Source organism: Exiguobacterium sp. BMC-KP, assembly GCF_001275385.1.
Classification (GTDB): Bacteria; Bacillota; Bacilli; order Exiguobacteriales; family Exiguobacteriaceae; genus Exiguobacterium_A.
Genome location: NZ_LGIW01000015.1, coordinates 1,258,292 through 1,282,792, shown reverse-complemented (window position 1 = coordinate 1,282,792; position 24,501 = coordinate 1,258,292). Strand labels below are relative to the sequence as shown.

Genomic DNA, 24,501 nt, shown 5'->3' with positions numbered 1-24,501 from the left:
TCATTGAAGCTGACCCACCGCAGTTTGCGGTGGGCTTTAGCTGTTTAGGAGGAACTATGACGAATCAAAAAGGACGTCGCGTCCGAAAAGGACCCTATGTAAAACGGCGTAAAGATGCGCGAACGCTCGCTCAAATCGAGCAGAAATTCGAAGCGTTACAAGAGCGTCTTAACATCACGTTTTCTAATGTCGAGCTATTAAAACAAGCCTTCACACACTCTTCGTTCGTCAATGAACAACGCGAGTCTGAAGGAGATAACGAACGCCTTGAATTTTTAGGGGATGCGGTCCTAGAATTGACGGTATCACGCTATCTATTCGAACACTACCCGGAACGTTCCGAGGGGGAATTAACGAAATTGCGAGCGGCGATCGTCTGCGAACCGTCACTCGTTCAATTTGCGAATCACTATCAGTTTTCCGATATGATTCTGTTAGGTAAGGGGGAAGAACTGACCGGTGGTCGGAATCGTCCAGCCTTGCTTGCGGATGTCTTCGAATCCTTCATTGGAGCCTTGTATCTCGATCAAGGTATCGAAGCAGCCGAACGATTCCTCGCCGAAGCGGTTTTTCCGAAAGTGGCGACAGGCTTCTTCGAAGAGCAGACGGATTTTAAGAGTCAATTACAAGAAGCCATTCAACGTGTCGGTCTAGGTGTCATTGAGTATGAAATCATCGAAGAACGTGGTCCAGCGCATAGTCGGGAGTTCATCTCACGTGTCCAAGTTGCTGATGAACTCGAAGGTATCGGGACAGGGCGGTCGAAAAAAGAGGCAGAACAACAAGCAGCAAAACAAGCTTTACTTGAATTAAAGAAACAGTTTTAAGCAACAAAAAGCCGATCATCTCTCACGCGCTTGAGAGATGATCGGCTTTTATCGTGTGGTGCTTACTCGATTAAACGGTCTTAAGGGATTTCAACTCGTCGACGATTGCGTCGACTTCTGCGAGTGATAGCGAGTCTCGCATCATGACGAACTCATAAATCTCTTTTAAGTCTTCGTTTTTTGAGCCATCGAACTGGTCTGCTTTAATGACCCCTTTGTTGATGATGTTCAATTTATCTAAGATCGCTTCAATCATTTGTTCAATCGTCATCGTGTTATTCGCTCCTCTTCTTCTTGTTTCGCGTGATACTACCTTAAAACCTATCATGTTGCTAGCGTTTCGGCTATGGTAAACTGAAAGAAATTCAAAAGAAATTTAAACATACGGGTGATCAAGATGTACTTAAAACGAATTGAAATCAATGGCTTCAAATCTTTTGCTAGTCGAACTGAACTAGAATTCCTTCCAGGCGTCACGGCAGTCGTTGGACCGAACGGAAGTGGAAAATCAAATATATCGGATGCTGTTCGCTGGGTACTCGGGGAACAATCGGCGAAATCGCTACGTGGAGCAAAAATGGAAGATGTCATTTTTGCTGGTAGTCTGTCCGAACATCGGAAACAATTTGCTGAGGTGACGCTAGTCTTAGACAATGAGTCGGGAACGGTCGCGTTACCTTATCAAGAGATCAGCGTCACGCGGCGTGTCAGTCGCAATGGAGATAGCGATTATTTTTTAAATAAAAAACCGTGTCGTCTGAAGGACGTTCTCGACCTATTCATGGACACAGGTCTGTCCCGTGACGCGTTTGCGATCATCGGACAAGGACGAGTCGAACAAGTCATCTCAGGGAAACCAGAAGAACGTCGTGCTGTCATTGAGGAAGCGGCAGGCGTTTTGAAATATCGTCACCGGAAGAAACAAGCAGAACGAAAACTAAGTGATACGGAAACGAATCTATCGCGTGTCGATGATATTTTATATGAGCTTGGTGGTCGAATCGAGCCGTTACGCGAACAAGCGGCACTTGCAAAAGAGTATCTCGTCGCTCGCGAACGTCATGACGAATTAGAGAGAGGTATTCTCGCACAAGAGATCACGACGTATCAGACGGAACTCGAAACATTGGCGCGTGACATCGAACAATGTGAAGAACGACTTACGTCTCAAAAGACAACCTATGAAGAGACCGTCGTGTCCCGGGAAAAACAAGAATCGGAGCTTGAAGAAGAACGACAACAAGAAAACGCATTACAGGAGCAACTCCGATATGTTTCGACGCGACTCGTTGAGATCCAAGGCGCCCTTAACCTAGCGAAAGAGCGTGAGAAGCACGGCACCGAGACGAAGGAGCGACTTGAGCAAGAAGTCGCCGTCGTCGAAGAACGTGTCAAGGAACTGGAACTTGAACTAACCGCTTTGCAAGAACGCCAAGCAGAGGTCGATCAGGAAGTGACACGCATCACGGCTGAGCGAGAACGTGCTGATCAAGCGCTGACACAAACAGATCGTGACTTTGATAAAGAAGCCGAAGTGTTACGTTCGGAAGCTTTTGAAGTGGCAAGCCGGTTGGCTGCGACGAATAATGCTTTCAATCGAGCGAAGCAAGATCTCGTACAGGCGGAAGAACAGCAACGCTCCTTTACGGCAGATAGTGGTTCGAAGCAGTCAATTCGTCGCCAGCTAGAAGAAGACGTCGCTCGACTCGAAGCGGACGTTGCTTCGATTCGGACGAAGCTAGATCAAGCAACCGAGGAAGAGACAGCGGCACTTACGGCGAGAAACGAACAACAACACGTCTTACGTCAAGTCGAACAATCCGTTGCTGATTTAGAGCGCCGTCGCCATAAGACGGAAGACCGGATTGAATTCCTCGAATCCGTCAAAGCGGATTATAGTGGTTACTTCGGTGCGGTTAAGACGATCTTGAAACAACGGGATCATCATCCGGGAATCCACGGTGCGGTCGCAGAATTGATTTCGGTACCGGCGCGCTTTGAAGCAGCAATCGAGACAGCGCTCGGTGGAGCGATGCAGAATATCGTCGTCGATACCGATGCGACCGGTCGCCGTTTGATTCAAGAACTCAGACGATTAAATGCTGGGCGAGCAACATTCATGCCGCTCGCATCGCTACAAGCACGTGAAGTCAACCGTTCGGTACAAGAACAAGTCGGCGGGATGTCTGGATTCGTCGGGATCGCGAGTGATCTCGTGACGACAGACGAGACGTTGACAAAGTTAAAAATGAACTTACTCGGGACGACACTTGTCGTCGAGTCGCTTGAACAGGCGAACCAAATTGCCCGTTCGACAGGTCATCGTTATCGTCTCGTCACGCTTGAAGGTGACGTTGTCAACGTCGGTGGAACGATGACCGGCGGAAGTCGTAAAAAAGGTACACCATTGTTCAGTCAATCGCGTGAGCTCGAAGAGTTAAAAGAGGGATTGACACGTGGGCAAGCTGTCATTCGGGAGCAGATACGCCGCTTAGAAGATCTTCGAGAGGTAATTCAGACGCTCGATGCTACTGCGCGAGCGCGCACGGAAACGATCCAAGCATTACAAGGACAATTGGAACAATCGCGCGATACGTTAGCGGATGCAAATCGTCATCTCGCTGTCACGACGTCTGAATTATCGGTTGAAGATCGACAAATGGCACGCGTGCTTGAACAAGAACAGGAAGCACGCCGGATCATCGAGACGTCCGAAGTCGAGATTGCGAAATGGACAGCGCGTCAAACAGAGCTCAGACAAGCCCTTGATCGTCTTAAAGATGCTCAAGCCCGTGGTGCCGTCACGATGGACGAACTGAAGAAGGAACAGGCTGAGGCGGTTCTCGAAGAGCGGACGATTCAAATGAAACAAGCGCAGCTTACTCAAGATATCGAACGTCTGACGGAACAGGTGAGTCACGCGAAACTCGAACGAGGACATAAACGACGTGACTTACGTCATGTTCTCGAAGGGTTCGATGAAGCGAAAATCGATGCTCTACACGCAGAACAGCGTGAACAGGAGCAAAAACAACAACAAGTCGAAGCTGATCTCGTCGCAATCGGACAACGGATTCAAATAAAAGCGGAATCTCTGCGATTGATCCGGATTCGCGAAGCGAAAACGAAGGACGACCAACAAACGACGAAACAGACGCTTGAGCAACTGCGTCTTTCGCAAGGGAAAACGAGTACACGTCTTGAAACAAGACAAGAAATGCTCGATGAGATGGGGTTACTGCTCGAGTTGATTGCACCGCTCGATCTATCATATGAAGAAGCGAAAGAAGAAATTCATCTGCTTAAACGCCAACTCGAAGAGATCGGCATCGTCAACATCGGTGCGATTGAGGAATTCGCGGAAGTCGATGAACGGTTTACGTTCCTGTCGGCGCAACGAGATGACCTTGTCGCTGCTAAAACGGATCTCTATGGCGTCATCGAAGAGATGGACCGAGAAGTCATTCGGTTGTTCCGTCAAACGTATGATGCTGTCCGTGAGCATTTCCGGGAAACATTCCGCGAGTTGTTCGGTGGCGGAGAAGCCGATCTAGTCCTCGTTGATCCGAGTGACCTGTTGACGAGTGGAATTGATATCGTTGCGAAGCCACCCGGTAAAAAGCTACAGAATCTGTCGCTCTTGTCAGGTGGAGAACGTGCCTTGACGGCAATCGCTTTATTATTTGCGATTTTAAAGACACGTCCGGTACCATTCTGCGTTCTCGATGAGGTCGAAGCGGCGCTTGACGAAGCGAACGTCGCTCGATTTGGAGAGTTCGTCCATCAATTGGCGCGCGATACACAGTTCGTCATCATCACCCATCGTAAAGGGACGATGGAGGCGGCAGACGTTCTATATGGTGTCACGATGCAGCAAAACGGGATATCTGAAGTGTTATCCGTTAAACTAGAAGAGGCACGACGTACATTAAGTGAAGAACCAAAGGAGATTAAACAATGAGTTTCTTTAAAAAACTGAAAGACCGCTTGACGACTTCGACCCAAGAAGTCACGACGAAATTCACGGAAGGTTTGACAAAGACACGTGACGGACTAGCGAGTGCCGTCAATGATCTCGTCTACCGCTTCCGCGAAGTCGATGAAGATTTCTTTGAAGAGTTAGAAGAAGTCTTAATCCAAGCCGACGTCGGTGTAACGACGACGATGGATTTAGTCGAGGAGTTAAAAACAGAAGTCAAACGCCGTAACGTCAAAGATCCAAAACAAGTCCGAGACGTCCTCGTCGAAGTCGTCGCGAACATGTTAGTCGAAGAGGAAGAGACAGCACTCGATCTCGATCATGAGCTGAACGTCATTCTTTTCGTTGGTGTCAACGGTGTCGGGAAGACGACGACAATCGGGAAACTTGCGAATCGATTAAAACAAGAAGGTAAGAGTGTCATGTTAGCGGCAGGAGATACGTTCCGTGCGGGTGCGATTGATCAACTGCAGGTCTGGGGCGAACGCTCTGGTGTACCGGTCATCCGTCAAGGGGAAGGATCAGACCCAGCTGCTGTCGTCTACGACGCCGTTCAAGCAGCGAAAGCACGTAAAGTCGACGTCTTGATTTGTGATACAGCAGGACGCCTTCAAAATAAGGTCAATTTGATGAACGAGCTTGAAAAAGTCAAACGCGTCATCGAACGTGAAATTCCAGGAGCGCCACATGAAGTGATACTGGCACTTGACGCGACGACAGGACAAAATGCGATGGTGCAAGCAAAAGCCTTTAAACAAGCGACGAACGTCAGTGGGATCGTCTTGACGAAGCTTGACGGAACAGCAAAAGGTGGGATTGTTCTTGCCATCAAGAACGAGCTGAATCTACCGGTCAAGTTCGTCGGTCTCGGTGAAAAAATCGATGATTTACAACCATTTGATGCAGAACAATTCGTATATGGACTGTTTGGTGATGTCTTTGAAGAAAGAGAAAACGTCGACACGGAAGAAAGCGCAGAATAAGCGACGTTTCATGTAAAGAAAAAAACTTGACAACACACTGTGAGGGCTGTACTATACTATCTGTAAAGGAATTTCACTTAACATTGCGGAGGTGCTCGGATGACACTTGATAAAACGAACCGGATGAACTATCTGATTGACTTTTATCAGGAGCTTTTGACACCAAAACAACGGAACTATATGTCACTCTATTACTTAGATGACTTTTCCTTAGGTGAGATCGCCGATGAGTTTGAAGTCAGCCGACAAGCAGTCTACGACAACATAAAACGCACGGAAGCCATGCTTGAGCAATATGAGGAACGATTATCGCTGTTTAAGAAACATGAGCGGCGAAAACAGTTACTCGATCAGCTAAAGCAATGCGACCTTCCGGGTGAAGCCCTAGTGATCATTGAGACATTGGAGCAATTAGAGTAGGAGGCATTCTTAATGGCATTCGAAGGATTATCGGAACGGCTTCAAGCCAGTCTCGCTAAAATGCGAGGTAAAGGTAAGATTTCTGAAGCAGACGTCAAAGAGATGATGCGCGAAGTTCGCTTAGCGCTACTCGAAGCCGACGTCAACTTCAAGGTCGTCAAACAATTCGTAAATGATGTAAAGGAACGTGCTGTCGGACAGGATGTCATGACGTCTTTGACGCCAGGACAACAAGTCGTTAAGATCGTCCATGACGAATTGACGAATCTGATGGGTACGGAAGTATCACCATTGACGCTTGCGAACCGTCCTCCGACCGTCATTATGATGACAGGTCTGCAAGGGGCAGGTAAAACAACGACAACTGGTAAACTAGCCAATCATTTACGTAAAAAACATAATCGTAGTCCTTTGCTTGTTGCAGCGGATATTTATCGTCCGGCAGCAATCAAACAATTAGAGACACTCGGAAAACAATTGGAGTTACCGGTCTTCTCAATGGGAGATCAGGTCAGTCCGCAAGAAATCGTTACCGGTGCACTCGATTATGCAAAAGAGCATCATCACGATATCGTGTTGATCGATACGGCAGGTCGCCTACATGTCGACGAGGAACTGATGCAGGAACTCGTTGATGTTAAGGAAATCGCCAAACCGCATGAAATCTTCCTTGTCGTCGATTCGATGACGGGTCAGGATGCCGTCAACGTCGCAGAGAGTTTCAACGAGAAACTTGGCGTGACGGGGGTCGTTCTGACGAAGCTCGACGGAGATACGCGAGGTGGTGCAGCACTCTCCATCAAGGCAGTCACCGGAGCACCGATTAAATTCGTCGGTCTTGGAGAGAAGCTCGATGCCATCGAACCATTCTATCCCGAGCGGATGGCGTCTCGGATTTTAGGCATGGGAGACATGCTGACGCTGATTGAAAAAGCAGAGTCACAAATGGACGCTACGCGTGCCAAAGAGTTAGAAAGCAAAATGCGCGATGCATCGTTTACATTCGATGATTTCATCGAGCAGTTGCAGCAGGTCAAACAGATGGGTCCACTCGACGAACTGTTGGGAATGATCCCTGGGGCAGGAAAAGGGAAGATGAAGGGGTTGAAAAACGCCCAAATCGATGAGAAGCAACTCGTGTATGTCGAAGCGATTATCCAATCGATGACGAAGCGAGAGCGGACTGAACCCGAAATCTTGAATGCGAGTCGCCGGAAGCGGATTGCCCGTGGTAGTGGACGTAGTATTCAAGAAGTCAACCGTCTCATTAAACAGTTTGAAGACATGCGGAAAATGATGAAACAATTTTCCGGACAGATGGGCAAAGGGAAAAAGAAAGGCTTTGGCCTTCCATTCTTTTAAAAGTCTTTTCTCTTTTGCTGTAACGTTGTATACTAATGAAGTTGTCAATTTGACTAAACGAAAAAATTATTTATTATTTGGAGGGACTTACGAATGGCAGTTAAAATTCGTCTTAAGCGCATGGGCGCAAAAAAATCACCTTTCTACCGTGTGGTAGTAGCAGACTCACGTGCACCACGTGATGGTCGTTTCATCGAGCAAATCGGATACTACAATCCAGTTGCTAAACCAGAAGCAGAAGTTAAAATCAACGAAGAGCTAGCTCTTAAATGGCTCTCTGAAGGTGCTAAACCTTCGGACACAGTTCGTAACCTCTTCTCACAAGCTGGTATCATGGAGAAATTCCACAACGCGAAACTCGCGAAGTAAGACGTTAGGAGGTGAGCGAAAGCTTACCTCCTTTTTTTAATTCAAGAAAGGAAGTGAAACGAATGGAATGGTTGGAAATTGCAAAAATCGCCAACACGCACGGTCTAAAAGGGGAATTAAAGCTACTAGCAAGCACGGATTTCCCGGAAGAACGCTTTAAGGTCGGGAAAGAAGTCTTTCTTGGCTCTGAAGGCACATATACGCCGGTGACGATCAGTGGTTACCGGAAACATAAACAATTCATTATGGTGACGCTCAAAGGAATGCATCATATCAATGACGTCGAGAAGTACAAAGGATTGAAACTCTATGTCCACGCAGAAGACTTGCAGGACTTAGACGAACATGAATTTTACTATCACGAAATCATCGGCTGCACGGTCTACGACGGTGAGACGAAAATCGGTGTCGTATCCGACATTCTCGAGACGGGTGCAAATGATGTCTGGACGATCAAACGGGACGGAAAGAAAGATGTCTTGATTCCCTATATCGAACAAGTCGTCGCTTCCGTTGACGTGGAGCAAAAACGCATCCAAATCACACCGCTTCCAGGATTGATCGAGGAATGAACATTCGTGTGTTGACGCTGTTTCCAGAGATGTTTTCAGCGCTCGATCATTCGATTGTCAAGCGAGCACAGGACGAGGAACGCGTCATGCTTGAAACGATTAATTTTCGTGACTTCTCGACGAATCGTCATGGCAAGGTCGATGATTATCCATATGGTGGCGGAGCGGGGATGCTGTTGACACCGCAACCCGTTTTTGATGCGATCGCGAGTCTACCGGAACGGAAGCGACGAATTATCGTCATGACACCGACAGGAAAACGATTTTCGCAACGGATGGCAGAAGAGTGGGCAAAAGAAGAAGAACTGGTCTTTTTATGCGGTCACTATGAAGGGTTTGATCAACGAATCCATGATCAGCTTGTGACGGATGAGGTTTCGCTCGGAGACTTCGTCTTAACAGGGGGAGAACTTGCTGCGATGACGATGATCGATGCCGTCGTTCGTCTCTTACCAGACGTGCTCGGTGCGTCCGCGAGTCACGAAGATGATTCGTTCTCGACGGGTCTTCTCGAGTATCCACATTATACACGTCCAGCTGAATATGCTGGACACCGGGTACCAGACGTCTTGTTATCAGGCAATCATGCGCGCATTGCACAGTGGCGACGTGAACAGTCGCTGAAACGGACATATGAGCGTCGCCCCGATCTTCTCGTTGATGCACCGTTAACAGAAGAAGACCAGCGTTATTTAGACTCGATTTCAGGATTGTCAAACGACTGAATCTATGATAAGTTAAAACATGTGGCAAAAGCCACCCATTAACGATGTTCCGCTGTCGGATGCTTGAAGCAAATGAAGATAAGAACATTGGTGAAAAAAGGAGAAATCATTCATGAACACACAACAATTGTTCCGTGAACTTACACAAGAACAAATCAAGTCAGACGTCCCTGCGTTCCGTCCTGGGGATACAGTCCGTGTACACGTTAAAGTCGTCGAGGGTACGCGTGAGCGGATCCAGCTTTTCGAAGGCGTAGTCATCAAACGTCACGGTGGCGGCATCAGTGAAACATTCACAGTCCGTAAAATTTCTTACGGAGTTGGCGTTGAGCGTGCTTTCCCGCTCCACTCACCACGTGTTGCACAAATCGAAGTCGTTCGCTACGGTAAAGTCCGTCGTGCGAAACTTTACTACCTCCGTAACCTTCGTGGTAAAGCGGCGCGTATTAAAGAAATTCGTCGTTAATCATGTGAAAAAGTGGCTTGTCTCCGGACAAGCTTCTTTTTTTTGCAGTTTATGCGTATACTAGTCCTTAGGAAGAAATTGCGTTAATCAAGGGAGTGGAATTCGTGAAGGAGTTATTCAGTTGGGTAAAGGCGCTCGTTGTAGCGCTCGTCATCGCGTTCATCATTCGAACGTTCCTGTTCGTACCCGTCATCGTTGATGGGGAATCGATGATGCCAACCTTACACAATGCGGATCGAATGATCGTCAATAAGATCCCATACTATTTTAATGAACCAGAAAGAGGCGATATCGTCGTCTTCCATGCAACAGAAACACGAGACTACATCAAACGTGTCATCGCTGTTCCGGGAGATACGATGTATTACAAAGACGATACATTGTATGTCAACGATAAGAAAGTCGCCGAACCGTACTTGAAAGAATACAAAGCTCAGATGAGTGGTGTACCGTTGACGGAAGACTTCACGCTTGAAGAGCGAACGGGAGAAACGACCGTTCCAAAAGGAAAAGTCTTCGTCATGGGAGACAACCGTCAAAATTCAAAAGATAGTCGCGATATCGGTTTTGTGGATGAGGATCAAATCGTCGGAACGACGAACTTCGTTTTCTACCCATTCAACGACTTGCGCTCTGTCGATTAAAATGAAAGAAGATGAGATGCTTACCGTGAAAAGTAAGCACCTCATCTTCTTTTCTTGTCTGAAGTTGCGTATACTAGGGAGTGGATGTTTTTTCGGGTATCGTATGATCAGCAAGAAGTCCAGGAATATATGAACGAGGTGAAGGAAATGACGATTCAATGGTTCCCCGGTCACATGGCCAAAGCACGTCGGGAAGTCACAGAAAAATTAAAGTTGATTGATGTGGTCATCGAACTTGTCGATGCACGTCTTCCGATGTCGAGTCGTAATCCGATGGTCGAACAGATAACAGCAGGTAAGCCGCGACTGATCGTCCTCAATAAGGCAGACATGGCGGATAAACGATTGACGGAACAATGGATGAACGCATTACGAGCAGATGGTGTTGATGTCGTCGCGGTTGATGCGAAGCATAACAAGGGATTGAATCAAATCCATGAAGGTGCGTTACGTTTAATGAAAGAAAAACATGCACGGATGCGAGAAAAAGGTCGGAATCCGAGTGCAATTCGTGCCTTGATCATCGGTATTCCAAACGTCGGGAAATCGACGCTCATTAATCGACTCGCTGGTCGGAACATCGCGATCACTGGTGACCGTCCTGGTGTGACGAAACGCCAGCAGTGGATCAAGATGAAGACAGGTGAGATGGAATTACTCGATACACCAGGTATCCTCTGGCCGAAGTTCGACGATCAAGTCGTCGGCTACCGTCTAGCGGCTACCGGTGCCATCAAGGATGATATCTTAAACATCGACGATATCGCGCTATTTGCTCTTCGTGAGCTAAAGACGCGGTATCCGGAACAGTTACGTGAACGTTATCGACTCGACGAAGTATCTGGAGAAGCGGTCGATGTACTCGAAGCAATTGGTAAAAAACGTGGCTTCGTCTCAGGTGGGTATGTCGATTTCGAGCGGACAAGCGAAATGCTACTGCATGAGCTCCGGACGGAAAAGCTTGGACGTGTGACGCTTGAAACGGTCGAAGAGTGGGAAACGAATGAATAACGGACTTGGACATCTTTTGATGTCCAAGTTTTTTTCAAAGGAGCAGGATGTATGAAAATAGCAGAATTAAAACAACGATTGTACCAGGCAACACTAGAAGAATTTATTCAATTGAAGCAGGAACTTGCGACAGATGCGCGAAAAGGGGTGCATACACTGTTTCGTCAGACAGAACGACGATTCGCGCTCGAGGAGCAACAACGAATGGATTTTAAGGAACGGCTTGCATTCGAGGAACAGTATCGTCAGCAAGGATACGTGCGAATTGCCGGGGTTGACGAAGTCGGACGAGGGCCGCTGGCTGGTCCCGTCGTTGCAGCAGCTGTCATCTTACCAGACGGTTTCTATCATCCGGGATTAACGGATTCGAAACAGATGAGTAAAACACAACGACAAGCAGCACTGAAGCATCTACAAGAAGTGGCTGAGATTGCTGTTGGAATCATCGAACCGGCTGAAATTGACGAAATCAACATCTATCAAGCGTCGAAACAGGCGATGCAAAACGCTGTCCGTCAATTGCAACCAGATGCCTTACTCGTTGATGCGATGACACTCGAAGGCGATACACCACAACTCTCACTCATCAAAGGAGATGCGCGAAGTGTCTCGATCGCAGCAGCAAGTGTCGTTGCGAAAGAGACACGCGATGCAATGATGGAAGAATATGCGATCAACTATCCGGGATACGGATTTGAATCACACGCAGGTTACGGAACACCGACGCATTTGCAGGCACTCGATACACTAGGTGTGACACCGATTCATCGAAAAACATTCCGCCCTGTCAAAGAACGCCTCTAGGAGGAAACGATCATGCAAATCGAACATCGTGCCTTACTACCATTTAAAATCATCGATCATGCGAACCTACCATTACGTGAAGGTGCGAACATCGTCGGTAAAGTATTAAAGCTTCTACCGGACGGATTGATGGAGCTACAAGTCGGTCAACGTGTTTTGACGGCAGGAACGACTGCTGAACTAAAAGAAGGCAATATGTATCGTTTTCAAGTCGTTTCAGCAGAGGGGCAACCAGTCCTAAAAATCATATCGACCGAGACGGTTCCGCAAAAGTCAGCTTTACCACAGCTACTCGATTCCTTTTTACAACGCCAGACTGTACCGACTGCGGAAACACGGGAACTACTAAGGCAACTCGGTCAACCAGTGACGGAGGGAGAAGCAAAGCAGTTAAAGCATGCCCTTACGGAACTCGTTCAATTGGCAAAGGGGGACGAGACAGGTCGAACGCTTGATCGAAAGACAAGCGATCAAATTTTAGCGCAACAACTCGTTCAAGCAACGAATGAAGCCGGTAAAGGAGTATATTTATTTCAATTACCTCAGTTTGGACCGTTTGAAGATGTCGACCTCATGATGGAAGCACCGTTCGAACGGACGTTTGATCCGAATCATGCCCGAGTCGTCTTGTATTTGCAATTACCAAGGCTTGGCGAGGTTGCAGTTGACGTCTTGATTGCAGATCGTAACGTTTCGATTTCTGTATTCCATCCAAATGCGCACGTCGATACGTTCATGCAAGCCTATACGCCTCAGATTCAAGCACGACTCGAGGAACAGGGCTATGCCTTGACGCGATTCGATTGGGTCGAACAGACGAAAGAGCGCGTACCGCATGACATCTCGACGCGCAACGGAAGGGTGGATCTTCATATATGAAAAAAGCGATTGCCTTATCTTACGAAGAACAGATGCATGCCCCAAAAGTCGTCGCTAAGGGATCGGAACATATCGCGGAACGAATTCTGGAAGAAGCATTAAAACATGATATTCCAATTCGACAGGACGAGACGTTGATGACGTTACTTGATGCTGTTCAAGTATCAGAACAGATTCCAGAAGAATTATATGGTGTCATCGCCGAGTTATTTGCCTTTTTATATCGTCTCGATCAAGATGAAATTCTGAAAAAATAAAGCTTTCGGTCGATAACGATAGACAGCGCTTCCAATTTTAACTACAATGAAAGAGCCGAAACTAAAGGGGTTAAGGGGGATTTTTTCATGAATGTACATGAGTATCAGGCAAAAGAATTACTTCGTTCGTACGGTGTACCCGTACCAAACGGAATCGCAGCCTTCACCGTCGAAGAGGCGGTTGATGCATCAGAACAATTGTCAGGCCCGATTAAAGTCGTTAAAGCTCAAATTCACGCGGGGGGACGCGGTAAAGCAGGTGGCGTCAAGCTTGCAAAATCGCAAGAAGAAGTGAAGGAATATGCGACGGAGTTACTCGGCAAAACGCTCGTCACGCACCAAACAGGTCCAGAAGGAAAAGTCGTTCAACGTCTTCTCGTCGAAGAAGGTTGTGCGATTGACAAAGAATACTATCTTGGAATCGTACTTGATCGTGTGACAGGTCGTGTCGTCATCATGGGTTCAAGTGAAGGTGGTATGGACATCGAAGAGGTGGCGGAAGCGACACCAGAAAAAATCATTAAAGAAGTCGTCGATCCTGCAGTCGGTCTTCAAGGGTTCCAAGCGCGTAAACTTGCGTTCGCAATGGGCGTTCCAGTGAAGCTCGTCAACAAGTTCGTCGGTATGGTCACAAAACTCTATAATTTCTTCGTCGACAAGGATTGTTCGATTGCAGAAATCAACCCACTCGTTACGACGAAGGATGGCGAAGTCATCGCACTCGATGCGAAGTTGAACTTCGATTCAAACGCATTGTATCGTCATGCGGATATCGTAGCGTTACGTGACGAAACAGAAGAAGATCCACGTGAAGTCGAAGCGTCGAAGAGTGATTTGAACTATATCGCGCTTGATGGGAATATCGGCTGTCTCGTCAATGGTGCTGGTCTTGCCATGGCGACGATGGATATCATCAAACACTTCAGTGGTGATCCTGCGAACTTCCTTGATGTCGGTGGTGGTGCGACGAAGGAGAAAGTAACAGAAGCCTTCAAACTGATTTTATCAGACGAGAACGTTAAAGGGATTTTCGTCAACATCTTCGGTGGAATCATGAAATGTGATGTCATTGCTGAAGGTATCGTTGCGGCGACAAAAGAAGTCGGACTCGAACTTCCACTCGTCGTTCGTCTTGAAGGTACGAACGTTGATGCAGGGAAACAAATTCTCAAAGATTCAGGTCTAGCGATTACAGCAGCTACATCAATGGCAGACGGCGCAGAAAAAATCGCTGCGCTCGTGAAGTAAGGGGGAGCTAAAGATGAGTATTTGGGTGAACGAATCGACGAAAGTTATTATTCAGGGGATTACAGGTAACCAAGGAATGTTCCATGGTGAACAGATGATCGACTACGGAACAAACCTCGTAGGCGGTGTTACACCAGGAAAAGGCGGTACGGAAGTACTCGGTGGTGTTCCTGTTTTTGATACGGTCGCACAAGCAGTCGAAAAAACGGGTGCGAACGCATCTATCATCTACGTACCACCAGCATTCGCAGCGGATGCAATCATGGAAGCAGCAGATGCGAACATCGCACTGATCATCTGTATCACAGAAGGTATTCCAGTTCTTGATATGGTCAAAGTAAAACGTTACCTCGATGGCAAGCCAGTTCGTCTCATCGGACCGAACTGTCCAGGCGTCATCACTCCAGGTGTTGCGAAGCTTGGTATCATGCCAGGATATATCCATACACCAGGTCATGTCGGAATCGTCTCGCGTTCTGGGACATTGACATATGAGGCTGTCCATCAATTGACGACAGCAGGTATTGGTCAATCGACAGCTGTCGGTATCGGGGGAGATCCGGTCAACGGAACAGACTTCATCGATACGCTCAAAGCGTTCAATGAAGATCCAGAAACAAAAGCAGTCATCATGCTTGGCGAAATCGGTGGAACAGCGGAAGAAGAAGCTGCTGAATGGGTCAAAGCGAACATGACGAAGCCAGTTATCGGCTTCATCGGCGGTCAAACGGCTCCAGCTGGTAAACGGATGGGTCACGCAGGTGCGATTATCTCTGGTGGTAAAGGTACAGCTGCTGAAAAAATCAAGACACTTCGTGCGAACGGAATTGAAGTAGCAGAAACACCAGCAATCATTGGTGAGACGTTAATCCGTGTCATTAAAGAAGCAGGTATCTATGACGAGTGTGTAACGAACAGCACAGTCAAATAATTCAAAAAAAAGAAGCTGTCCTGATCAAATCAGGACGGCTTTCTTCTATATAATAAGGAGCGTTGATCTAATGAAACGTGAACTGTATGTCCGCTTCGCGATGTGTCAGGTACCATACACGATCGTCCAGTTGATTGAGCAATTCGGCATCGTTCCAAGTCATGAACTGCCTGTTTCCAAACGTCTTCGAAATCGTTATGAACAAGCGCTACTTCTAGAGCAGATCGAGCAGTCGATTTTAGTTAAAGGGGATCCGCTGTTTCCGGCGATGTTACTTACGATCCCTCAACCTGTCTATGCCCTCTTTTATCGCGGTGATCCCTCTCACCTGACTCTTCCGCGCGTCAGTATCATTGGTAGCCGAACTCCTTCACCGCAACATCTTTCCCGGATGCGTTTCCTGCAATCCTTCTTTCATCCAGATCTCGTCACCGTCTCCGGTGGAGCTTATGGTATTGATGCCCTCGTTCATCGCCTTTCCTTAAAACATCAACAGAAAACAATTGCTGTTCTCGCTGGAGGACTTGATCGACTTTATCCTACTTCCCATTCCACTCTTTTTGAGCGGATCCTCTCACACGGTCTTCTTCTCTCCGAATACCCACCCGGAACACCGATTCAAAAAATTCAATTTTTAGAACGAAACCGAATCATTGCTGGGTTATCCTCATCGTTGATTATCGTTGAAGCAGCAAAACGAAGTGGTACGATGAACACAGCAAGTCACGCCCTCGATCAAGGGAAAGATGTCTATTGTCTACCCGGTTGCCCGACTGAATCGTTCTTTACAGGAACGAATCAATTGATCGCAGAAGGAGCGATTCCACTCCTTGATCCGGAAGAAGTTTCAAAAAGTATTCGGCTGAACGTTGACAAATGGGAATCGAGACTACTATGATAAGTGAGATTAAAATACGAGTACGCCTCTAATAGGGAGCGATTGCAATGGCAAAATATCTAGTAATCGTCGAGTCACCCGCTAAGGCAAAAACCATTAAACGTTATCTCGGATCCAACTATACCGTGAAAGCGTCGATGGGGCACGTCATTGACTTGCCGAAAAGCCAAATGGGAGTCGACGTCGAACATGACTATGAACCGAAATATATCACGATTCGTGGTAAAGGTCCGGTCTTAAAAGAACTCAAGACAGCTGCGAAAAAAGCACAAAAAATCTATCTCGCAGCCGACCCCGACCGTGAGGGGGAAGCGATCGCATGGCATTTAGCAAAAGCACTAGGCGTTGATGAGTCAACGGAATGCCGCGTAGTCTTCAATGAAATCACGAAGGATGCTATCAAGGATTCGTTCAAGCGACCACGCAAGCTCAACTATGATCTTGTCGATGCACAGCAAGCACGTCGTATCTTGGACCGCCTTGTCGGTTACAGCATGAGTCCGTTATTATGGAAAAAGATTAAAAAAGGATTGTCTGCAGGACGCGTTCAATCCGTTGCTGTCAAGATGATCATCGATCGGGAGCAAGAAATTAATGCGTTCATGCCAGAAGAATACTGGACGATCAAACTAGAACTTGATGCAAACGGTGAAAAGCTCGAAGCGAACTTCTATGGAGTTGATGGTAAGAAACGTGAACTTCATTCGCAAGAAGAAGTCGATCAAATCTTGAATCAACTCTCGGAAGACTTCACGGTCGATTCGGTCACGAAAAAAGAACGGAAGCGAAATCCAGCGCTACCTTTTACGACAAGTTCCTTGCAACAGGAAGCGGCGCGTAAACTAAACTTCCGGGCGAAGAAGACGATGATGATTGCGCAACAGCTATACGAAGGAATTGAGATCGGAAAAGAAGGAACGGTCGGTTTGATCACGTACATGCGTACCGATTCGACCCGGACGTCTGAAACAGCGAATCTTGAAGCGCATGGTTTCATCGAACAAGCTTACGGAAAAGAATATATCGCAAGTGAGAAACGCAAAGAGAAGAAATCAGCAAACTCTCAGGATGCGCACGAAGCAGTTCGTCCGACTTCAACGATGCGCGAGCCTCAACTCGTCAAATCGTATCTCTCACGTGATCAGTTCCGCCTATACAAATTGATCTGGGAACGATTCGTCGCGAGTCAGATGGCGCCGGCGATTCTCGATACCGTTAAAATTGATCTCCTATCGAACGACGTCACATTCCGTGCGAACGGATCGACGGTTAAATTCCCAGGCTTCATGAAAGTCTACATCGAAGATACAGATGACGAAGCAGTCACCGACGTCAAAGAAGGATTACTTCCTCCACTTGATGAAGGGGAAGAACTGAAGCAGTCAGCGATTGAACCGAAACAACACTTCACACAGCCGCCACCACGTTATACGGAGGCACGTCTTGTCCGGGCAATGGAAGAACTCGGGATTGGTCGTCCGTCGACATACGCACCAACGCTAGACACGATTCAAAAGCGTGGCTACGTGACGCTCGAAGAGAAGAAATTCTTACCGACAGAACTTGGGGAACTTGTCATCGACATGATCAGTGATTATTTCCAAGAGTTCATCACCGTTCAGTTCACGGCAGACATGGAAGCGTTACTCGATGCGATCGAAAAAGGTGACATGCAGTGGACGGAAGTCGTCGATCCAATTTACAAATCGTTTGCGAAGCGTCTGACGCGAGCAGAAGCAGAGATTGAGAAGATTGAAATCAAGGATGAACCCGCCGGTGAAGATTGTGAAGTCTGTGGTCATGCTATGGTCATCAAAATGGGACGTTATGGTAAGTTCATGGCGTGCTCGAACTTCCCAGAATGTCGCAACACGAAACCAATCCAAGTTGAGATTGGTGTGAAGTGTCCGACATGTGGAACAGGTGACATCGTTGAACGACGGAGTAAAAAAGGTCGTTTGTTCTACGGATGCTCGAACTATCCAGAGTGTGAGTTCGTCTCATGGGATAAACCGGTCGAAGAACCATGTCCGGTTTGTAGCAGTATGATGGTACAAAAGAAAATCAAGAACGGTGTGAAAGTAGAATGTACATCTTGTGGACATCATGAAACACGCATCGATCAGGAGCAAGAGGAGGAATGACCGTTGAAACGTGTAACGGTAATCGGCGCGGGACTTGCAGGTTCTGAAGCAGCATGGCAACTTGCAAAACGCGGCGTACAAGTAGACTTATATGAAATGCGGCCTGTCAAGCAGACACCCGCGCACCATACAGACCAATTCGCTGAACTCGTCTGTTCGAATTCACTTCGAGCAAACCAGTTAACGAATGCAGTCGGTGTTTTAAAGGAAGAGATGCGTCAGCTCGATTCCTTAATCATGAAAGCAGCAGACTTAGCAAGTGTCCCAGCAGGTGGCGCACTTGCCGTCGACCGACATGACTTTGCAGGATACGTGACGGAAACGTTGAAAAACCATCCGAACGTCACGGTCCATCATGAAGAAATCGAAGCGATTCCAGATGGTCCAACGATCGTCGCGACTGGTCCACTGACGAGTGCTGCGTTATCGGAATCACTCAAACAATTCACAGGTGAAGACTATCTGTACTTCTTCGATGCAGCGGCACCAATTCTCGATGGGGACACGATCGATCGTGAGAAGGTGTACTTGAAATCACGTTACGATAAGGGTGAAGCAGCCTACTTGAATTGCCCAATGACGGAAGAAGAATTCCAACTCTTCTATGATGAATTAATCAATGCCGAAGTCGTGCCACTCAAGGAATTCGAAAAAGAGATTTACTTCGAAGGATGTATGCCATTTGAAGTTCTCGCTTCACGTGGACCGAAAACATTATTGTTTGGACCAATGAAGCCAGTTGGACTCGAAGATCCGAAGACAGGTAAACGACCTTATGCTGTTGTCCAGTTACGTCAGGACAATTCAGCCGGAACATTATTCAACCTTGTTGGATTCCAAACGCATTTAAAATGGGGCGAACAAAAACGAATCATCCGACTGATTCCTGGTCTTGAGAATGCAGAAATCGTCCGTTATGGCGTTATGCATCGTAATACGTTCGTTAACTCACCAAACTTGTTAAAACCAACGTATCAGACACGTACACGTGACGACTTGTTCTTTGCTGGACAAATGACAGGTGTTGAAGGATATGTCGAGTCTGCAGCGTCAGGTTTGACAGCAGGGATCAACGCGGCGCGTCTCATTAATGAGGCAGAACCGGTTGCGTTCCCACAAGAGACGATGATGGGTGCGATGTCGCACTATATCACGACGACGGAAGGGAAGAACTTCCAGCCAATGAATGCCAACTTCGGATTGGTGCCAGCACTCGCTGGTCACCCAGTTCGAATGAAAAAACCAGAGAAGTATGCGCTCTATGCAGAGCGAGCACTTGAAGCAATCAAAGATTTTACGGATATGTGATTTTTGATGGGGAGAAAGGCGTGATTCAGCGCTCTTTCTCCCCATTTCTTAATTTGTCACAAAAGCGCGATAATTTCGTTAATTTTTCGGTTTTTGGTCTATTGTCAGACTACTTGGTCTGTGCTATGCTAAGGGCGATTCGAGAATGAAATGGTCAGAAGGGGGCGCATTCATGGAGATAGACACTGCTTTTGAGCGACTGCTAGAAGAGTTCATGCGGTATGTTCATATTGAACGTCAATTATCTCCGAATACAGGTCGCTCTTATGATCAAACACTTCGACAATACGCCGCTTTTTGCCGCGATCATCAGTTACGATCGATTGAATTGGCAAGTGCACGGCGTTATTTGTATGCTCTTTACGATCAGGAGCTGGCGCAGGCAACGATTGCACAAAAAGTTTCCTGCCTCAAACAATTTGGTCGTTTTTTGACACGTGACACCGATGAACCGAATCCATTTGATGGATTAAAAGCACCAAAACGACAACAAGGACTTCCGACATTCCTCGTTCCTACGGAATATGAACGTTTCCTCGATGCTTTTCGATCGAGTGATACGCTCGGTAACCGGAATGTAGCGCTAGTGGAACTTTTATATGCGACGGGGATGCGGGTCAGCGAGATCGTTCAACTGGATCTTCGTGACCTCGCGTCTGACAACTCTTACGTTCATGTGTATGGAAAAGGTGGGAAAGAGCGCATCGCGCCAATTGGAACCTTTGCAAAAGAAGCATTAGAACAATACTTACCATCACGAGATCCAGTCACGGGTCATGAACAAGCGTTATTCTTGTCTCATTCAGGGCGTCGATTAACGACGGATGCGATTCGAAAGATCATGAAAAAAGGGGAGCAGCTCGTTGGGAAACATGTGACACCACATGCACTTCGTCATAGTTTCGCTACTGATTTACTGGAGAGAGGCGCCGATTTGCGAGTCGTCCAAGAGTTACTCGGTCATGCATCGCTGTCGACGACCGGACAGTATACACACGTAACGACGGAACGATTGCGACATGTTTATCAACAAGCACATCCTCGTGCCTAAGGGAGGAAACACTCATGTTTCATGCAACGACGATTTTTGCGATTCAACATAACGGACAATCCGCGATGAGCGGGGACGGACAGGTGACTTTCGGAAACCAAGTCATCATGAAGAAAAGTGCGAAAAAAGTACGGCGCCTCTATGGTGGCAAAGTCATTGCCGGATTTGCAGGAAGTGTTGCAGATGCGTTTACACTCTTTGAGAAATTCGAAGCAAAGCTCGAAATGTATAACGGGAACTTACAACGGGCAGCAGTTGAACTAGCAAAGGAATGGCGTGGAGATAAGATGTTGCGTCAATTAGAAGCACTCTTACTTGTCATGGATGGTACACATCTATTGCTCGTATCCGGAAACGGTGAAGTCATTGAACCGGACGACGGTATTCTTGCCATCGGTTCAGGTGGTAACTATGCGCTTGCTGCAGGTCGTGCGTTAGCTCGACATGCTAGTCATCTCACAGCAGAAGAAATTGCCCGAGCAGCGCTTGAAACGGCTGGGGAACTCTGTGTCTTTACGAACGATCAAATCATCCTAGAAACGATCGGAGGCAACGACCATGCATGAATTGACGCCAAGACAAATCGTCGAGAAGTTGAATGAACATGTCATCGGGCAAGCAGATGCAAAACGAGCGGTGGCGATTGCTTTACGAAATCGATACCGTCGACAGTTGCTCGATGCGTCGATGCGAGATGAAGTCACACCAAAGAACATTCTGATGATCGGACCGACGGGTGTCGGAAAGACAGAGATTGCACGACGGCTTGCAAAACTCGTCCGGGCACCGTTTGTCAAGATCGAAGCGACGAAGTTCACTGAGGTAGGGTATGTCGGTCGTGACGTGGAATCCATGGTGCGGGATCTGGTGGAAGCTTCTCTCCGTCTTGTCAAAGATGAGAAAAAAGAAGCACTCAAAGATCGAGCGGAAGCAGTAGCGAATGAGCGAATCGTTGATGCGTTGTCTGGCAAAAAAGCGTCATCTGGTCTTGGGGGCGGAACGAATCCATTTGAAATGTTGTTCGGTGGCAACCAAAAGCAACAAGAGCCGGATACATCGGAAGCGACAGCAGATCGTTCGCTACTCCGACAGCAATTGCTGACCGGTCAACTTGAAGATCGGATGATCGAAGTCGATGTTGAAGAACGGCAAGTTGATTTGTTCTCAGGGCAACAAGGCATGGAAGGACTCGCGAATCTTCAGGATATGCTCGGACAAGTCATGCCGAAGAAAACGAAGAAGCGTCAACTCACGGTCAAGGAAGCACGTCCAATCTTAACGGCAGAAGAAGCGGAACGACTGCTTGACTTGAACGAAGTCCATGACGAAGCAGTACGTCGTGCAGAACAAATGGGCATTATCTTCGTCGATGAGATCGATAAGATTGCGACAAAAGGACATGATTCAGCTGGTGTTTCACGGGAAGGTGTTCAGCGGGATATCTTGCCGATCGTTGAAGGATCAACAATCGTCACGAAATATGGACCAGTCAAGACGGATCATATCTTATTTATCGCTGCGGGTGCCTTCCACATGGCAAAACCATCTGATCTGATTCCTGAACTCCAAGGTCGTTTCCCGATTCGTGTCGAACTCGACAGTTTGACAGAAGATGACTTTGTGAAAATTTTGACTGAACCGAATCAAGCATTACTCAAACAATATAAAGCATTACTAGGGGCAGAACACGTTCATGTCACCTTTACAGAAGAAGCCATTCGTGAAATCGCACGGATTGCTGCACAAGTGAACGATGAGACGGATAATATCGGAGCGCGACGATTGTATACGATCATGGAGCGTGTCCTCGAAGAATTATCCTTTGAAGCAGCAGACATGCCGGAAACGGATGTGACGATCACGCCACAATACGTGACGGATCGAGTTGGAAAAGTAGCAGATGATCGTGACTTAAGTCAGTTCATCTTATAAAGTGGAGGAAGAAAAAATGAATTTATTGGCGAAAACGCGGAAGCTGAATACGATGTTACAACAGGAAGCGAGCACACATGTTGATTTCAAGGTCATGGCTGACCGTCTCAGTGAAGTCATGGAATCAAACACGTTCATCGTAAGTCGGCGCGGTAAGTTACTGGGTATCGCAATCAAGCAACAAATCGAAAATGACCGGGTCCGTGGTTTCTTAGAAGAACGTCAATTCCCGGAAGATTATACGAAAAAATTATTTAACGTCACTGAAACGACAGCAAACATTGCCATCGATAGCGAACATACGGCATTCCCAGTCGACAACCGTGATACGTTCGAAACGTCGAAAACGACGATCGTACCCATTATCGGTGGTGGAGAACGACTTGGTACGCTTGTCCTTGGTCGTATGGTCGAAGACTTCAACGAAGAAGACCTTGTGCTTGCTGAGTACGGTGCGACAGTCGTTGGAATGGAAATCCTTCGTGAGAAGGCACATGAGGCAGAAGACAAGGCACGTAAGAAAGCAGTTGTCCAGATGGCAATCAATTCATTGTCTTATTCTGAACTCGAAGCGATTGAACATATCTTCGAAGAACTCGAAGGAAATGAAGGGTTACTCGTCGCTTCAAAGATTGCGGATCGCGTCGGTATCACTCGTTCCGTTATCGTCAACGCGCTTCGTAAGCTCGAAAGTGCTGGTGTCATCGAGTCACGTTCACTCGGAATGAAAGGAACGTACATTAAAATCTTGAACGACAACTTCCTTTATGAATTAGAACGAATTAAATCGAACTAAAAAATAATGATGAGATACAGGGGGATTTTCATTAGTGATTCCAACGTCTGTATCTGATGAACGATTCTTTTCCATGGTGAGAAGAATCGTTTTTTTTATGGAGTTTTAGTGAAGTGGAATACCAATAAAAGGGGTGGATAAAAAAGTTAAAAGAGAAGGGACTATTTTTATATTTATTCAAAGAAATTACAATTTGGTGTTTTTTTCAATCCGCATTAGATGTATAATCAATTCTGTTGCTTATGAACGAAATATTTTAAATCTTTCTTTAGACATTTTATGTAAATAATAAATTAGTTCATTTTTATTAATTAAACATTTTTCTTTTAGTAGATGCATAGGTAATATTTATCATTTTTGAACAAAATGGTAATTAAAGGTGAAAAATCAACATCTCATTACCCTTTTTTTAAAATTTATCCTTTTCAAACATTGACCTATTTGTTTCAATTATTTCAGATATGTTACTAATGACTTACTAGTTTTAATATTCTTCAATTCCAAACTATTCATATATGGAGGGCGGATACATGGATTGGTTAGGCTCCGATTATTCTTTACTTACCAAAGCAGTCAATCGTACTGTAGATTCTCAAAAAGTAATATCTAAAAATATCGCGAATGTTGATACACCTGGATACAAAGCACAGCGTTTAGTGTTTTCGGATGTACTAGACTCTCAAATGAAAATGAGTCTAAAGCGTCATGCTCAGATTGATGCACAAGGTTCAATCGTTGAGCAATCGACTTCTATGCGCAACGATGGAAATGGTGTCGATATCGATTTCGAGATGTCTGAATTATCACGCAATCAGATCGAGTATGAGGCATTAGTAGAACAGTTGAATCGTAAATTCTCAGGGATCCAATCAGTAATTAGAGGAGGCAGATAAAA

The 24,501-nt window shown here is 46.6% G+C and carries 25 protein-coding genes; 24 read left to right on the top strand and 1 reads right to left on the bottom strand.

The annotated features are described in order from the left end of the window. Positions 1–56 precede the first annotated feature (56 nt). Positions 57–827 carry a ribonuclease III gene (gene rnc / locus ADM98_RS12545; RefSeq protein ID WP_023468747.1) on the top strand — a complete coding sequence of 257 codons (771 nt, stop codon included), beginning with the start codon at positions 57–59 and terminating at the stop codon, positions 825–827. A gap of 70 nt (positions 828–897) precedes the next feature. Here the strand turns inward: rnc and ADM98_RS12540 are convergent, their stop codons facing one another. Continuing rightward, a complete protein-coding gene (locus tag ADM98_RS12540) occupies positions 898–1,098 on the bottom strand; it encodes a DUF1128 family protein (RefSeq protein ID WP_029342093.1) in 201 nt (66 codons plus the stop codon). A gap of 126 nt (positions 1,099–1,224) precedes the next feature. Here ADM98_RS12540 and smc point away from each other — a divergent pair, with 126 nt between their 5' ends. From smc to flgB, 23 genes are all read left to right on the top strand, one after another. Next, on the top strand, positions 1,225–4,788 hold the full coding sequence (gene smc / locus ADM98_RS12535) for a chromosome segregation protein SMC (protein ID WP_053453805.1): 3,564 nt from the start codon (positions 1,225–1,227) through the stop codon (positions 4,786–4,788). After that, positions 4,785–5,789 carry a signal recognition particle-docking protein FtsY gene (gene ftsY, locus ADM98_RS12530; RefSeq protein WP_053453804.1) on the top strand — a complete coding sequence of 335 codons (1,005 nt, stop codon included), beginning with the start codon at positions 4,785–4,787 and terminating at the stop codon, positions 5,787–5,789. The genes smc and ftsY overlap by 4 nt, the downstream gene beginning before the upstream one ends. 99 nt (positions 5,790–5,888) lie before the next feature. Continuing rightward, positions 5,889–6,209, top strand: a complete 321-nt coding sequence (locus ADM98_RS12525) for a putative DNA-binding protein (RefSeq protein ID WP_023468743.1) — start codon at positions 5,889–5,891, stop codon at positions 6,207–6,209. Positions 6,210–6,221: 12 nt separating this feature from the next. Continuing rightward, positions 6,222–7,571: a signal recognition particle protein gene (gene ffh, locus ADM98_RS12520; protein WP_053453803.1), complete on the top strand. Its 1,350-nt coding sequence runs from the start codon at positions 6,222–6,224 to the stop codon at positions 7,569–7,571. Positions 7,572–7,664: 93 nt separating this feature from the next. Further along, positions 7,665–7,940: a 30S ribosomal protein S16 gene (rpsP, locus tag ADM98_RS12515; RefSeq protein ID WP_023468741.1), complete on the top strand. Its 276-nt coding sequence runs from the start codon at positions 7,665–7,667 to the stop codon at positions 7,938–7,940. A 62-nt stretch (positions 7,941–8,002) separates the two neighbouring features. Next, positions 8,003–8,512, top strand: coding sequence for a ribosome maturation factor RimM (gene rimM / locus ADM98_RS12510; RefSeq protein WP_053453802.1), 510 nt, complete (start codon positions 8,003–8,005; stop codon positions 8,510–8,512). Next, positions 8,509–9,237 (top strand): tRNA (guanosine(37)-N1)-methyltransferase TrmD, encoded by a 729-nt coding sequence (trmD, locus tag ADM98_RS12505; RefSeq protein WP_053453801.1) that lies wholly within the window; start codon positions 8,509–8,511, stop codon positions 9,235–9,237. Before rimM ends, trmD begins: the two co-directional genes overlap by 4 nt. A gap of 112 nt (positions 9,238–9,349) precedes the next feature. Next, positions 9,350–9,703 (top strand): 50S ribosomal protein L19, encoded by a 354-nt coding sequence (gene rplS, locus ADM98_RS12500; RefSeq protein WP_023468738.1) that lies wholly within the window; start codon positions 9,350–9,352, stop codon positions 9,701–9,703. Between the two features lie 104 nt (positions 9,704–9,807). Next, positions 9,808–10,347 carry a signal peptidase I gene (gene lepB, locus ADM98_RS12495; protein WP_053453800.1) on the top strand — a complete coding sequence of 180 codons (540 nt, stop codon included), beginning with the start codon at positions 9,808–9,810 and terminating at the stop codon, positions 10,345–10,347. 147 nt (positions 10,348–10,494) lie between these two features. Further along, complete coding sequence (gene ylqF, locus ADM98_RS12490; RefSeq protein ID WP_050677486.1) at positions 10,495–11,358, top strand: ribosome biogenesis GTPase YlqF; 864 nt, start codon at positions 10,495–10,497, stop codon at positions 11,356–11,358. Positions 11,359–11,409: 51 nt separating this feature from the next. Then, entirely contained in the window at positions 11,410–12,162 is a 753-nt protein-coding gene (locus ADM98_RS12485; RefSeq protein WP_053453799.1) for a ribonuclease HII, read from the top strand. 12 nt (positions 12,163–12,174) lie between these two features. Beyond that, positions 12,175–13,041, top strand: a complete 867-nt coding sequence (locus ADM98_RS12480) for a flagellar hook-length control protein FliK (protein ID WP_053453798.1) — start codon at positions 12,175–12,177, stop codon at positions 13,039–13,041. Continuing rightward, a complete protein-coding gene (locus tag ADM98_RS12475; protein ID WP_023468733.1) occupies positions 13,038–13,298 on the top strand; it encodes an EscU/YscU/HrcU family type III secretion system export apparatus switch protein in 261 nt (86 codons plus the stop codon). Before ADM98_RS12480 ends, ADM98_RS12475 begins: the two co-directional genes overlap by 4 nt. Positions 13,299–13,385: 87 nt before the next feature. Then, positions 13,386–14,546, top strand: a complete 1,161-nt coding sequence (sucC, locus tag ADM98_RS12470) for an ADP-forming succinate--CoA ligase subunit beta (RefSeq protein WP_050677483.1) — start codon at positions 13,386–13,388, stop codon at positions 14,544–14,546. 13 nt (positions 14,547–14,559) lie between these two features. Continuing rightward, the gene (gene sucD / locus ADM98_RS12465) at positions 14,560–15,477 is read left to right on the top strand and encodes a succinate--CoA ligase subunit alpha (protein WP_053453797.1); all 918 of its coding nucleotides are present in this window, start codon (positions 14,560–14,562) and stop codon (positions 15,475–15,477) included. Positions 15,478–15,547: 70 nt separating this feature from the next. After that, the gene (gene dprA, locus ADM98_RS12460; RefSeq protein ID WP_053453796.1) at positions 15,548–16,375 is read left to right on the top strand and encodes a DNA-processing protein DprA; all 828 of its coding nucleotides are present in this window, start codon (positions 15,548–15,550) and stop codon (positions 16,373–16,375) included. 47 nt (positions 16,376–16,422) lie between these two features. After that, the gene (gene topA, locus ADM98_RS12455) at positions 16,423–18,519 is read left to right on the top strand and encodes a type I DNA topoisomerase (RefSeq protein ID WP_053453795.1); all 2,097 of its coding nucleotides are present in this window, start codon (positions 16,423–16,425) and stop codon (positions 18,517–18,519) included. A gap of 3 nt (positions 18,520–18,522) precedes the next feature. Continuing rightward, positions 18,523–19,827 (top strand): FADH(2)-oxidizing methylenetetrahydrofolate--tRNA-(uracil(54)-C(5))-methyltransferase TrmFO, encoded by a 1,305-nt coding sequence (gene trmFO, locus ADM98_RS12450; RefSeq protein WP_053453794.1) that lies wholly within the window; start codon positions 18,523–18,525, stop codon positions 19,825–19,827. Positions 19,828–19,999: 172 nt separating this feature from the next. Continuing rightward, complete coding sequence (locus ADM98_RS12445; protein WP_053453793.1) at positions 20,000–20,878, top strand: tyrosine recombinase XerC; 879 nt, start codon at positions 20,000–20,002, stop codon at positions 20,876–20,878. 14 nt (positions 20,879–20,892) lie between these two features. Beyond that, positions 20,893–21,444 (top strand): ATP-dependent protease subunit HslV, encoded by a 552-nt coding sequence (gene hslV, locus ADM98_RS12440; RefSeq protein WP_023468727.1) that lies wholly within the window; start codon positions 20,893–20,895, stop codon positions 21,442–21,444. After that, a complete protein-coding gene (gene hslU, locus ADM98_RS12435; RefSeq protein ID WP_035406964.1) occupies positions 21,437–22,810 on the top strand; it encodes an ATP-dependent protease ATPase subunit HslU in 1,374 nt (457 codons plus the stop codon). The genes hslV and hslU overlap by 8 nt, the downstream gene beginning before the upstream one ends. Positions 22,811–22,826: 16 nt before the next feature. Then, a complete protein-coding gene (codY, locus tag ADM98_RS12430; RefSeq protein ID WP_023468725.1) occupies positions 22,827–23,606 on the top strand; it encodes a GTP-sensing pleiotropic transcriptional regulator CodY in 780 nt (259 codons plus the stop codon). A 530-nt stretch (positions 23,607–24,136) separates the two neighbouring features. Then, entirely contained in the window at positions 24,137–24,499 is a 363-nt protein-coding gene (flgB, locus tag ADM98_RS12425) for a flagellar basal body rod protein FlgB (RefSeq protein WP_023468724.1), read from the top strand. The last annotated feature ends 2 nt before the right edge of the window (positions 24,500–24,501 follow it).

Bases quoted from the DNA above. Each gene is read 5' to 3' on its own strand.
- rnc (WP_023468747.1), top strand. From the start codon at position 57: ATGACGAATCAAAAAGGACGTCGCGTCCGAAAAGGACCCTATGTAAAA.
- ADM98_RS12540 (WP_029342093.1), bottom strand. From the start codon at position 1,098: ATGACGATTGAACAAATGATTGAAGCGATCTTAGATAAATTGAACATC.
- smc (WP_053453805.1), top strand. From the start codon at position 1,225: ATGTACTTAAAACGAATTGAAATCAATGGCTTCAAATCTTTTGCTAGT.
- ftsY (WP_053453804.1), top strand. From the start codon at position 4,785: ATGAGTTTCTTTAAAAAACTGAAAGACCGCTTGACGACTTCGACCCAA.
- ADM98_RS12525 (WP_023468743.1), top strand. From the start codon at position 5,889: ATGACACTTGATAAAACGAACCGGATGAACTATCTGATTGACTTTTAT.
- ffh (WP_053453803.1), top strand. From the start codon at position 6,222: ATGGCATTCGAAGGATTATCGGAACGGCTTCAAGCCAGTCTCGCTAAA.
- rpsP (WP_023468741.1), top strand. From the start codon at position 7,665: ATGGCAGTTAAAATTCGTCTTAAGCGCATGGGCGCAAAAAAATCACCT.
- rimM (WP_053453802.1), top strand. From the start codon at position 8,003: ATGGAATGGTTGGAAATTGCAAAAATCGCCAACACGCACGGTCTAAAA.
- trmD (WP_053453801.1), top strand. From the start codon at position 8,509: ATGAACATTCGTGTGTTGACGCTGTTTCCAGAGATGTTTTCAGCGCTC.
- rplS (WP_023468738.1), top strand. From the start codon at position 9,350: ATGAACACACAACAATTGTTCCGTGAACTTACACAAGAACAAATCAAG.
- ylqF (WP_050677486.1), top strand. From the start codon at position 10,495: ATGACGATTCAATGGTTCCCCGGTCACATGGCCAAAGCACGTCGGGAA.
- ADM98_RS12485 (WP_053453799.1), top strand. From the start codon at position 11,410: ATGAAAATAGCAGAATTAAAACAACGATTGTACCAGGCAACACTAGAA.
- ADM98_RS12480 (WP_053453798.1), top strand. From the start codon at position 12,175: ATGCAAATCGAACATCGTGCCTTACTACCATTTAAAATCATCGATCAT.
- ADM98_RS12475 (WP_023468733.1), top strand. From the start codon at position 13,038: ATGAAAAAAGCGATTGCCTTATCTTACGAAGAACAGATGCATGCCCCA.
- sucC (WP_050677483.1), top strand. From the start codon at position 13,386: ATGAATGTACATGAGTATCAGGCAAAAGAATTACTTCGTTCGTACGGT.
- sucD (WP_053453797.1), top strand. From the start codon at position 14,560: ATGAGTATTTGGGTGAACGAATCGACGAAAGTTATTATTCAGGGGATT.
- dprA (WP_053453796.1), top strand. From the start codon at position 15,548: ATGAAACGTGAACTGTATGTCCGCTTCGCGATGTGTCAGGTACCATAC.
- topA (WP_053453795.1), top strand. From the start codon at position 16,423: ATGGCAAAATATCTAGTAATCGTCGAGTCACCCGCTAAGGCAAAAACC.
- ADM98_RS12445 (WP_053453793.1), top strand. From the start codon at position 20,000: ATGGAGATAGACACTGCTTTTGAGCGACTGCTAGAAGAGTTCATGCGG.
- hslV (WP_023468727.1), top strand. From the start codon at position 20,893: ATGTTTCATGCAACGACGATTTTTGCGATTCAACATAACGGACAATCC.
- hslU (WP_035406964.1), top strand. From the start codon at position 21,437: ATGCATGAATTGACGCCAAGACAAATCGTCGAGAAGTTGAATGAACAT.
- codY (WP_023468725.1), top strand. From the start codon at position 22,827: ATGAATTTATTGGCGAAAACGCGGAAGCTGAATACGATGTTACAACAG.
- flgB (WP_023468724.1), top strand. From the start codon at position 24,137: ATGGATTGGTTAGGCTCCGATTATTCTTTACTTACCAAAGCAGTCAAT.